Origin of the sequence: Halomonas sp. SIMBA_159 (genome assembly GCF_046536035.1) — a bacterium.
Classification (GTDB): domain Bacteria; phylum Pseudomonadota; class Gammaproteobacteria; order Pseudomonadales; family Halomonadaceae; genus Vreelandella; species Vreelandella venusta_A.
Genome location: NZ_JAWJBT010000807.1, coordinates 1 through 264, shown reverse-complemented (window position 1 = coordinate 264; position 264 = coordinate 1). Strand labels below are relative to the sequence as shown.

General features: G+C 50.4%; 1 protein-coding gene. It reads right to left on the bottom strand.

Annotated elements, in window-relative coordinates:
• A partial coding sequence (locus R0J87_RS21445; RefSeq protein ID WP_498888824.1) for a hypothetical protein occupies nt 1–206 on the bottom strand: 206 nt, incomplete at its 3' end.
• Nucleotides 207–264: the final 58 nt, after the last annotated feature.

Here is a 264-nt window from a genome sequence, read left to right as displayed (position 1 = left end):
CCAAAGATCCCAGAGGTTACGCGGAGGAAGGACAGGGTCACGCGCTTGAAACCGCCAACTCGCTGCAAATAAGGTTTCCATGACACGCCAAAACGGTTCACTCCCTGGAAACTGTCGATTTCGTTCTTCGCGCCATTGTTTGCGATCGCGCCAAATATTAATAGGAGTCGTTTCACCGGGAAGATAAACGGTACAAGCCGGATCACACGGGGTCGCCGGAGGAACATCCATTCCTAATTCTGTAAAGATTTGTTCATGAATCCC